The 10,105-nt window shown below is 36.3% G+C and carries 14 protein-coding genes, 2 tRNA genes and 1 other RNA gene (1 of these 17 running past the window's edge); all 17 read left to right on the forward strand.

Translation table 11 applies throughout. From position 1 onward, the window contains the following. The first annotated feature begins 20 nt into the window (after positions 1-20). Positions 21-97, forward strand: a tRNA-Arg gene (locus tag ACONDI_RS14195). Between the two features lie 14 nt (positions 98-111). After that, complete coding sequence (gene tadA, locus ACONDI_RS14200; protein WP_241079194.1) at positions 112-570, forward strand: tRNA adenosine(34) deaminase TadA; 459 nt, start codon at positions 112-114, stop codon at positions 568-570. Between the two features lie 46 nt (positions 571-616). Beyond that, positions 617-710: transfer RNA gene (locus ACONDI_RS14205), tRNA-Ser, on the forward strand. A 26-nt stretch (positions 711-736) separates the two neighbouring features. Beyond that, positions 737-1,004: signal recognition particle sRNA large type (ffs, locus tag ACONDI_RS14210), an RNA gene on the forward strand. 138 nt (positions 1,005-1,142) lie between these two features. Further along, on the forward strand, positions 1,143-2,753 hold the full coding sequence (dnaX, locus tag ACONDI_RS14215; protein ID WP_241079195.1) for a DNA polymerase III subunit gamma/tau: 1,611 nt from the start codon (positions 1,143-1,145) through the stop codon (positions 2,751-2,753). Beyond that, on the forward strand, positions 2,731-2,883 hold the full coding sequence (locus tag ACONDI_RS14220; RefSeq protein WP_241079196.1) for a hypothetical protein: 153 nt from the start codon (positions 2,731-2,733) through the stop codon (positions 2,881-2,883). Before dnaX ends, ACONDI_RS14220 begins: the two co-directional genes overlap by 23 nt. Before the next feature lie 13 nt (positions 2,884-2,896). After that, positions 2,897-3,214 carry a YbaB/EbfC family nucleoid-associated protein gene (locus ACONDI_RS14225; protein ID WP_241079197.1) on the forward strand — a complete coding sequence of 106 codons (318 nt, stop codon included), beginning with the start codon at positions 2,897-2,899 and terminating at the stop codon, positions 3,212-3,214. A 39-nt stretch (positions 3,215-3,253) separates the two neighbouring features. After that, the gene (gene recR, locus ACONDI_RS14230) at positions 3,254-3,853 is read left to right on the forward strand and encodes a recombination mediator RecR (RefSeq protein ID WP_241079198.1); all 600 of its coding nucleotides are present in this window, start codon (positions 3,254-3,256) and stop codon (positions 3,851-3,853) included. 118 nt (positions 3,854-3,971) lie between these two features. After that, positions 3,972-4,241 (forward strand): DUF2508 family protein, encoded by a 270-nt coding sequence (locus ACONDI_RS14235; RefSeq protein WP_241079199.1) that lies wholly within the window; start codon positions 3,972-3,974, stop codon positions 4,239-4,241. 77 nt (positions 4,242-4,318) lie between these two features. Further along, positions 4,319-4,591 carry a pro-sigmaK processing inhibitor BofA family protein gene (locus ACONDI_RS15880; protein WP_420848212.1) on the forward strand — a complete coding sequence of 91 codons (273 nt, stop codon included), beginning with the start codon at positions 4,319-4,321 and terminating at the stop codon, positions 4,589-4,591. A gap of 325 nt (positions 4,592-4,916) precedes the next feature. Beyond that, entirely contained in the window at positions 4,917-5,513 is a 597-nt protein-coding gene (locus ACONDI_RS14240) for a 2-oxoacid:acceptor oxidoreductase family protein (RefSeq protein ID WP_241079200.1), read from the forward strand. Beyond that, on the forward strand, positions 5,510-5,833 hold the full coding sequence (porD, locus tag ACONDI_RS14245; protein WP_241079201.1) for a pyruvate synthase subunit PorD: 324 nt from the start codon (positions 5,510-5,512) through the stop codon (positions 5,831-5,833). The genes ACONDI_RS14240 and porD overlap by 4 nt, the downstream gene beginning before the upstream one ends. A 33-nt stretch (positions 5,834-5,866) precedes the next feature. After that, the gene (gene porA / locus ACONDI_RS14250; protein WP_241079202.1) at positions 5,867-7,066 is read left to right on the forward strand and encodes a hypothetical protein; all 1,200 of its coding nucleotides are present in this window, start codon (positions 5,867-5,869) and stop codon (positions 7,064-7,066) included. A gap of 15 nt (positions 7,067-7,081) precedes the next feature. Next, on the forward strand, positions 7,082-8,017 hold the full coding sequence (locus tag ACONDI_RS14255; RefSeq protein WP_241079203.1) for a thiamine pyrophosphate-dependent enzyme: 936 nt from the start codon (positions 7,082-7,084) through the stop codon (positions 8,015-8,017). 184 nt (positions 8,018-8,201) lie between these two features. Further along, a complete protein-coding gene (locus ACONDI_RS14260) occupies positions 8,202-9,305 on the forward strand; it encodes a transketolase C-terminal domain-containing protein (RefSeq protein WP_241079204.1) in 1,104 nt (367 codons plus the stop codon). Beyond that, on the forward strand, positions 9,293-10,045 hold the full coding sequence (locus tag ACONDI_RS14265; protein WP_241079205.1) for a thiamine pyrophosphate-dependent enzyme: 753 nt from the start codon (positions 9,293-9,295) through the stop codon (positions 10,043-10,045). Before ACONDI_RS14260 ends, ACONDI_RS14265 begins: the two co-directional genes overlap by 13 nt. After that, positions 10,045-10,105: the 5' end (the start) of a 2-oxoacid:acceptor oxidoreductase family protein gene (locus ACONDI_RS14270; protein ID WP_241079206.1), read on the forward strand. The gene runs 617 nt beyond the window's last position; 61 of the gene's 678 nt are visible here — the first part of the coding sequence; the start codon lies at positions 10,045-10,047; its stop codon lies off the right edge, out of view. Before ACONDI_RS14265 ends, ACONDI_RS14270 begins: the two co-directional genes overlap by 1 nt.

Here is a 10,105-nt window from a genome sequence, read left to right on the forward strand (position 1 = left end):
TAAATTAGCTAAAACTAGGTGCGCCCGTAGCTCAGCTGGATAGAGTAACTGACTACGAATCAGGAGGTCGGAGGTTCGAATCCTCCCGGGCGCGCCATATTGGTGTTTAAAATGAATAAAAAAGATATAGATGTTTTTTTTATGCAATTAGCCCTAAAGGAAGCACAAAAAGCTTTTGATATGGATGAAGTACCAATAGGTGCGGTTGTAGTAAGAGATGACAAGGTAATATCAAAGGCCTATAACAAAAAAGAACTTATAAATGATGCAACTGCTCATGCAGAAATACTAGCTATTAGAGATGCTGGGGCAAAACTAAATAGCTGGCGCTTGACTGGTTGTACTTTGTACGTTACAATTGAGCCCTGCCCCATGTGTGCGGGTGCCATTATTCAATCAAGAATTGAGAGAGTTGTTTTTGGAGCTTTTGATAAAAAGGCGTGGGGCAATTTGTCCTCAGAAAAGATATTGAAAAATCAGGAACTAAATCATCGGGTAGAGTTAAAGGCCAAAGTTCTTGAAGAAAAGTGTATAGAAGTTATGAGAAGTTTTTTTAAACGATTAAGGTAATTATTTTATTAATATAAATAATATGGATAAAGAATGATATATATCTGGAGAGGTGGCTGAGTCTGGCTTAAGGCGCTCGCCTGGAAAGCGAGTAGACGGATACCTCCGTCTCGAGGGTTCAAATCCCTCCCTCTCCGCCATTTAATAAGAAAATAAATAATCTCGGCCGTGCTAGACGGGGAGGTAGCGGTGCCCTGTACCTGCAATCCGCTATAGCAGGGTTTAATTCCCGGCCTGAGGCCTCCTTTAGGTGTGGTCTGGCCTGAGTAAGTGGTGTCGATGGTTGGGTCCTATGCAACACAGGCCTATGAACCCCGTCAGATCCGGAAGGAAGCAGCGGTAAGTAGGTTACCTGTGTGTGCCATGGGGTCGCCTGACCGGAGCTAACTGTTCAGGTAACGCATAGCCTAAAGTGGTCAAGGGCGGGTGCACGGCCGAATATATAAAAAACCAAGCGCCTTTAAGGCGCTTTTTTGATTAAAATGCTTATTTTTTATGTGAAAATTAAAATTTAATTATGATATAATGGCACAAGGAACGCCCCTGTTAACATACTTTAGGAGAGTGGAATTATGAGCTATAAAGCCCTTTATAGAGAATGGCGTCCTGGCAGTTTTGAAGAACTGGTAGGTCAAGATCATATAGCGACAACCCTTAAAAATTCTATAATAAATGATAGAATTGCTCATGCTTATTTATTTTGTGGTCCAAGAGGAACAGGAAAAACAAGTACAGCGAAGGTTTTTGCTAAAGGGTTAAACTGCAGTGAAGGACCCACTCAAAATCCATGTGATATATGTGAATATTGTAAATCAATGAATGAAGGAAGATTTTTTGATGTAATTGAAATTGATGCAGCTTCAAACAGGGGTATTGATGAAATAAGGGAAATTAGAGATCAAGTCTTATATCCACCTTCAGAAGGGCGTTACAAGGTTTATATAATTGATGAGGTTCATATGCTAACTCAAGAGGCTTTTAATGCTTTGTTAAAAACCTTAGAAGAACCTCCGAGACATATAATCTTTATCCTAGCAACTACAGAACCTCACAGACTACCAACTACTATATTATCAAGATGTCAAAGGTTTGATTTTCATAGGTTATCTATTAAAAATATAGTAGGCAGGTTAGAAGAAGTATTAATAAATAATAATGTCCAATATGAAGATAAAGCTCTCTATACAATAGCAAGAAACGCTGAAGGTGGGATGAGGGATGCACTTAGCTTATTAGATCAGTGCCTATCTTTTTCAGAAAACAAAGAGCTAAAAAATGAACATGTGTTAGGAATAATAGGTTCGGTAGATGAGGATGTATTTTATAATCTTGTCCAATCTATTGTAGACTCTGATATTATAAGTACTCTTTCTGCAGTTAAAGAAATTATAGATAAAGGGAAAGATGTAAATCAATTTTTGAAAGATTTGATGACTTATTTTAGGGATATCCTGCTAGTAAATACAGGTAGTGAAGACGAAGAGCTTATTAAAGGTGAGTATCAGAATTTAAAAGAGTTAGCAGGTTGTTTTAAAAATTATGAACTAATTGCTATGATAGATTATATTTCAGAAAAGCAAAAAGAATTAAGATGGTCACAAAATTCAAGATTGATTTTAGAGATGACTTTGTTTCGACTCATAAATCGTGATAAAATGTTTTCTGAACAAAATGATAAAATTAATTATCTAGAGGATAAAATAAATAACCTAGAAAGCAGACTGAAAGATCAAAAGCTAGATGACTTTGAAGGAGAATTAAAAGTAAGACAGAAAGAAAATAACCAGAAACAACAGAAAAAACAGGAGGAAAAGATAGAACAAGAAGAACAACAGTATGAAAAAGAAGCAGAAGGAAATTTGCCAGATAGTCAGAAAGAAACTGCGGGCGAAATAGGAGGCGAAGAAGTAACAATATCAGAAATAAACTCACAGTGGTCAGATATATTAAGCTCAATTAAAAAAGAAAAAATATATGCGCATGCTTATGTAGTTGAAGGAAAACCATATGAAGTTAAAAATAGTGTTTTGTATATCGGCTTTTCTTCTCAGCATAATATTCATATGGAAAGGGCAGCTAAAAAAGAGAACAAAGAAGCCATAGAAAAAGTACTGAACACCTATTTTCCAGGTATTAAAGTAAGCTTTAAAATGATCTCTGATGATGAAAAAAAAAGCAAGTGAAGAAAAACAGTTAAAAGAAGAAAAACAAATAAAAAATGAAAAAGAAGAAAATGAAGTTGAGAAAAAAATTGTTGATTATGCCTTGGAAGAATTTGGTGAAGAAAAAGTAGAAGTATTTAAAAATATGTGAGGAGGGTTTTTTTATGGGTAAAAACATGCAAAAAATGATGAAACAGGTACAACAGATGCAGGCAAAAATGGCTAAAATGCAGGAAGAGATGAAGGATAAGACAGTTGAAGCAACTTCAGGAGGAGAGGCTGTAACTGCTGTAGTTAATGGCTCTAAAGAAGTGGTAGACATAGAGATCGATCCTGATGCTGTAGATCCCGATGATGTTGAGATGTTAGAAGATTTAGTGCTAGCTGCTGTTAATGAAGCTATGAAAAAAGCAGATGAAATGGTTAGTGAAGAGATGAAAAAAATAACAGGTGGTATGGATCTGCCTCCAGGAATGTTTTAAAGGAAAGCATTTAACATAGTGAGCAGGAAGGATGACATTATGGTAGATTATCCCCAGCCGATAAAAAGGTTAATAGAAGCTTTTTCTACACTTCCAGGTATAGGACCTAAGTCTGCTGAAAGATTAGCTTTTCATATTATTTCTATGCCCAGAAAAAACGTACTAAATCTTTCGCAGTCTCTTTTAAATGTAAAAGATAATATTTTTCACTGCAGCGTATGCAACAACCTGACAGATGTAGATCCATGTTATATATGTCGTGATGAAAGAAGAGATAAAAAGTTAATTTGTGTAGTACAACAAGCAAAAGACTTAATAGCGTTAGAAAAAATAGGGGATTATAAAGGCAGCTATCATGTACTTCACGGGGCAATTTCCCCAATGGATGGGGTAGGACCTGAAGAATTGAATATTAACAAATTAATTGATAGGATAAAAGAGGGAGAAGTCGAGGAAATAATTTTGGCGACAAATCCTACTGTAGAAGGTGAAGCCACGGCAATGTATATATCTAAAGCAGCAAATCCATTGAATATTCGAGTTACAAGATTAGCATACGGGCTTCCGATGGGAGGAGATCTGGAGTATGCAGATGAAATGACTCTCTCAAAAGCTCTAGAAGGAAGAAAAGATTTTTAATGTATATGACACCCTTATAAGGGTGTTTTTTTTTGTGAATTTTGCTTGTTATATTTTTTTGTTTACCATACATATAATTACCCGGAGAGTATTATTAACTACTAAAAGGGTGAAGGGCTTGTGTAAAATTATAAAAAACTTCATTAGAAATTTATATAACAAAGACAACGAAAATTTCAATGAAAGTAAAGTTTATGAGCAGCATGAAAAAAAAGAAATTTATGAGGATATTAAAAAAACTCAATATGAATGGCAGGCTGCTAAGAATAAGTTTAACAATACTACGGATCCTGATCAGATAGATTATTCCATAAACTTAATGGAGCTACATGAAAAAAAACTAAAAATATTATATAAAAGAGCAAAGGAATTAGAGAACAAAGAATAACTTGTCAATATAAATATTATATATATAATAATAAACTTAAAAATAGTACAAGGGAGAGGATTTAATTGATGGAGCTAATGCAGGAAGATATTAACATTATATTATCTATACTATTCGCCTGTTTACTGTTATATTTATTGGTAAAAATTTTAATTAAACCGTTGTTGTATTTGACAAAAATTTTTTACAAAGTAGCGGCTGGGTTTTTCATCTTAATTTTTGTCAACTTTACTTTAGGTGTACTTTTTCAATTCCAACTGGGGATAAACCTTATCACGGCAACTATAGCAGGAATTTTAGGGGCGCCTGGCGTTGTTTTAATATATGGTGTTAAAAGTCTACTGGGATAGTAAAAGATACCTGATACTGGTTTACACTTGACTTTATTAATTTGTTTCTGTTATACTCACACTAAACCTGTTATAATAACTCTACCTATGTAGTTACTTTTGGAGTAGTAAGCCAAACTAAGTTATAAAAATTATCTGAAAAATCGCTATTTTTTTATTGCATTGAATGTCGTTTTTTTTTATCATTGTAGTTAATTTAAGAATTATAGCAGTATAAAATGAAGCAAACAATTTTACTGTGTATTAACTTTTCTATGTATTAACTAAGTAAGTGATCAACAATAATACCTAAATTTTTTTATTGCCTAGTTAGGAGGTGCAATTAATGTCAACAGAAGAAGTAACATTAGATAAGATTTTAGAAATTCGCTGGCATGCGCGTGGTGGACAAGGTGCAGTTACTGCTGCAAAAACTTTGGCAGAAATGTCACTTATAAGGGATATGTTTTTTCAAGCATTTCCTGAGTATGGTCCTGAAAGAATGGGTGCACCAATTCAGTGTTTTAACCGTTTGAGTAAAAACGAAATTTCTGTTTATTGTGGTGTAACTGACCCTTCAATTGTTCTAGTGGTTGACCCAACATTATTGGACGTTGTTGATGTAACACATGGAATGACTGAGGACGGCATCGTTATTGTAAACACCCATCAGTCTCCGGAGTCAATTAGGGGACAATTAAATGTTTCAGATGAGAACAAGGTGTATACTGTCGATGCAACTCACATTTCAATGGATGCCTTAGGACGCTTTATGCCTAACATCCCAATGTTAGGAGCTTTTCTAAAAGTTACTGGTTTAATCACACTAGACCAAGCAAAAGAGTTTTTAAATGATTCTTTCGGTAAGAAATTTCCACAGAAAATAGTTGATAAAAATATTGAAGCAATGGAACGTGCATATCAGGAGGTGAAGGGCGAATGAAATGGGATATAAGCGATATTAAAAATTGGAGCTGGGATAAGCATCCAAGAGGTGCAATTATATCCGAGCCTGGAAATTCAGAAAAATTTAAAACAGGGGGATGGCGTTCTCTTAGGCCCATCCATGACCAGGAAAAATGTGTTCATTGCCTCACCTGTTTTATCTTTTGCCCTGATAGCTCTATAAAAGTAGAAGACGAGAAGATGAAGGAGATAGATTTAGAGTTTTGTAAAGGTTGCGGAATATGCGCTGAAGAATGTCCCAAGGATGCTATTGAAATGATTGACGAAATGAAAGCTTTAGATGAGGAAAATAAATAAAAGAGCTTTGTTAACTGAAAGGAGGAGAGAATTATGGCTATTGAAAATAAATCAACGGTAGCTTATGTAGGAACGGATGCAGTAGCTGAAGCCATGCGCCAGATTAACCCGGACGTAGTAGCAGCTTATCCTATTACTCCTCAGACAGCTATCGTAGAAACATTTTCAACTATGGCTGCAAACGGCTTAGTTGATACGGAAATGGTTAATGTTGAAAGTGAGCATAGTGCTATGAGTGCTACCATTGGTGCTTCAGCAAGTGGAAGTAGAGCGATGACTTGTACATCATCACAGGGTCTCGGTTTGATGTGGGAGACTTTATATATTGCTTCAGGATTAAGACTACCTATAGTTATGCCTAATGTGAACCGTGCCCTTTCTGCTCCTATTAATATACATTGTGACCACAGTGATAGTATGGGGGCAAGGGATTCAGGATGGATACAGTTATTTTCCGAGAATGCACAGGAAGCGTACGATAATACAATACAAGCTATTAAAATTGCAGAGAATAGCAATGTTTACTTGCCTGTTATGGTGCTACTTGATGGTTTTATAATATCTCACGCCATCGAAAGAATGGAACTTTTAGAGGACAACAAGGTTAAGGATTTTGTGGGTGAAGTAAATACGCCTTATTCACTATTAGATCCTAATAACCCCGTAACTGTAGGTTCTTTTGACGGTTTATATGGGTACTATTTTGAATTTAAGAAGCAGCAAGAAGAAGCTATGAAAAATTCTTTCTCTGTGATTAAAGAAGTTGGAGAAGACTTTGGTAAGCTTTCAGGTCGTTCGTATGAATTCTTTGAAACCGAGTATATGGAAGATGCTGAGTTTGGATTTTTAGTACTTGGTTCTGCTGCAGGAACGGTTAGACACCACGTGAAGTGTTTAAGAGAAAATGGTATACCTGCAGGTATGATCAAACTTCGTACCTATAGGCCCTTTCCAGGTAAAGAATTGGTAGAGGCTACTTCACACTTAAAAGCTTTAGCGGTAATGGATCGCTCTGACACATTTGCTGGTGGAATGGGAGGTCCTGTATTTATGGATCTTCGTTCAGCTTATTATGATTATGACAAAAAACCACTTATGACTAATTATATTTACGGCCTTGGTGGACGAGATCTTTCTGTAGAATTAGTACAGCAAGCAACCGAAGAGATGCAGGATATCGTAAGAAATGGAGAAGTAAAGCAGACTGTAAATTATTTAGGGTTAAAGGAATAGGAGGTGAACAAAATAATGTCTACTAGATTAAAGGACTTATCAAAAAAAGATGAAATTCTTAAAGGTGGCCACAGACTTTGTGCAGGATGCGGTGCATCTATAGCTGTTAGACAGATATTAAAAGGACTTCCGGATGATGTAGAACTGGTTGTTTCAAATCCAACTGGTTGTTTAGAGGTTTCTACTACTATTTATCCATATACATCCTGGAATTGCTCCTATATTCATAGTGCTTTTGAAAACGTAGCTTCAACACTAAGTGGTGTTGAAAGTGCGTATAGATCTCTTAAAAAGCAGGGCAAAACTGATAAAGATTATCGTTTTGTTGTTTTTGCTGGTGATGGAGGAACTTATGATATAGGGTTTCAGGCGCTATCTGGTGCTTTAGAAAGAAACCATCGGATGGTTTATGTATGTTACAACAATGAGGCTTATATGAATACAGGGATACAGCGCTCTGGAGCTACTTTAAAAGGTGCATGGACTACAACTAGTCCTCACGGAGAAGAGAGTTATGGTAAAGCCGAAAACCGAAAGGATTTGACTTCAATTGTAGCAGCACATGACATACCTTATGTTGCACAAGCTTCTATAAGTAACTGGAGAGATGCTGTCAAAAAAGCGCAAAAAGCCTTCGAAGCTGACGGGCCTGCGTTTATCAATATTTTGTCACCTTGTCATAGAGGTTGGCGCTATCCTATGGAACAGACAGTGGAAGTTGCCAAAAAAGCGGTTGAAACTTGTGCTTGGCCGTTGTATGAAGTTGAAAATGGAGAATATAATTTAACTGGTAAAGTAAAAGAGAAAAAGCCAGTAGAAGAATATTTGAAGATGCAGGGTAGATTTGCACATTTATTCAAGAAAGAAGAAAACAAAGAAGTTTTAGACTCTATTCAGCAGTATATCGATGAAAAATGGGAGAGAATAAAGTATCTAGCTGGAGAAGAGTAAAAAATTATCAATTTATCTTGAAATTAAAAACTGAGTTTAGGATAAGAGGCTTTCTTATGAAAGTCTCTTTTTTTTTATTTATGACGAATGTTTGAAATCTATGGAGGTAAAGATAAGAAAGAATATGAGCCTTATAAAAGTAAAAAAATTATTAGCAAATATAGCTTGGAGGTGTCTTTAATAAATGGCAAATAACCCTATTGAAGATGAAAAAAGGGTATTTATAACTGGAAATGAGGTAGTTGTATGGGCTGCCTTTGCAGCAGGGGCAAAAATGTTATATGGATATCCTATAACCCCACAAAATGAAATTATGCATTACTGGACTAAATATGCTCCAGAATATAATAGAGATTTTTTGCAGACTGAAGATGAAATTTCTGCTGGTTTTTATACTATTGGTGCTGTATTGGGTGGGGTGAAAACTTTTACTGCTACTGCAGGCCCTGGTAATACTTTGTTTCAGGAGCCGATGTCAATGGCAGAGATGATGAGAATTCCTACGGTATCTATTATAACTCAAAGAGGAGGCCCTTCCACAGCTACAGTTATTTATTCACAGCAGGAAGTCACAATGACCTGTTTTGGTGCTAACGGTGAAGGATTTAGGATAGTTTATTCTACAGCAGACCATCAAGAACTATATGATTACACGATAAAAGCTTTTAATACTGCGTGGAAATATCGTTTTCCTACATTTGTTTTGGGGGATGGCTATCAGGCAAAAATGAAAGAATCCGTAGAGATGTATAATCCAGAAAAAAGAGGAGTTAGAATGGTCGAATCTAAAGAAAGCATTGGGACAAAAGGAACTCCAGGGATAGACCGACCGCCTGCTCATTTGCGAAATACATATAATACAGAAGAAGAACTTTATGAAGTAGTAATGGATTTAGCTAAAAGCTATGAAGATGTAGCGCCGGAAATTACCGAGTATCAAAGCGATAAATGTGATGATGCAGAAATTGTATTGATCTCTCATGGGATTGTGTTTAGAGCCGTTAGAGAGGCTGCCCAAATACTGAGGGAGAAAGGGATAAAGGTTGGATATTTTAGACCTATAACCCTTCGTCCTTTTCCTGAGAAAGAATTAAAAGAAAAAACCAAAAATGTCAAAAAAATTATAGTCATTGAATCAGCTTATGGACAGCTCAAAAAACTTATTACTGATGCGTTGTATGGATCTAGCTCGGAAATTTTAGAATTATATAAACCAGGAATGGGACTGACTTCAGATGAGATAATTGAGAAGGCTATGGAGGAGGTAAGTGTAAAATGTCAACTGTAAAGCCACCTATGCCAAAATCATGGTATGAAAAGACAAAACCACATAAATTTTGCCCGGGCTGTGGACATGGGCTTGTTCTAAAAGTGCTTGGAGAAGCAATCGATGAACTTGAACTGCAGGATAAAGCTGTGTTTGGTTGTGACATAGGATGCTCACTTCTTGCGTGGGATTTTTTCAATTTGGATAGTATACAAACCCACCATGGCAGAACAGTGCCGGTAATAGCAGGAATTACACGTGTGAGAGAAGACTTAGTAGGTATAGCGTATATGGGTGATGGTGGGGGTTATGCTATCGGTTCGCAGCATTTGGTTAATGCAGCGATGAGAGATGAACCTGTGACAGTAATATTAGTGAATAACGCTAACTATGGAATGACCGGTGGTCAAATGGCGCCTACCACATTACCGTCTCAAAAAACCGAGACTTCTCCATTTGGCAGAGATGAAGAACTAACGGGAAGCCCGACCAAAGGTCCAGAGATGATTGCTACAACAGTTAAAGAAAACGCATATATTGCAAGAGGAACAATTGCAGATTTAAGAAAACTAAAAAAATATATCAAAAAAGCACTTTTGAATCAAATAGAAAAAAAGAGTTTTTCATTTGTAGAAGCAATATCTAGCTGTCCAACTAACTGGCGGACAAATGCAGAACAGACATGGGATTTCGTTGAAAGAGAAATGACAAAGTATTTTGATATTGGTGAGATAAAAAAACCAGATGAGGAGGAAAAGTAGTGACAGAAGTGGCAACAAAAATAACTCGGATTGCCCTTGCTGGTGAAGGTGGGCAGGGAG

Source organism: Natranaerofaba carboxydovora (assembly GCF_022539405.1).
Taxonomy (GTDB): domain Bacteria; phylum Bacillota; class Natranaerobiia; order Natranaerobiales; family Natranaerofabaceae; genus Natranaerofaba; species Natranaerofaba carboxydovora.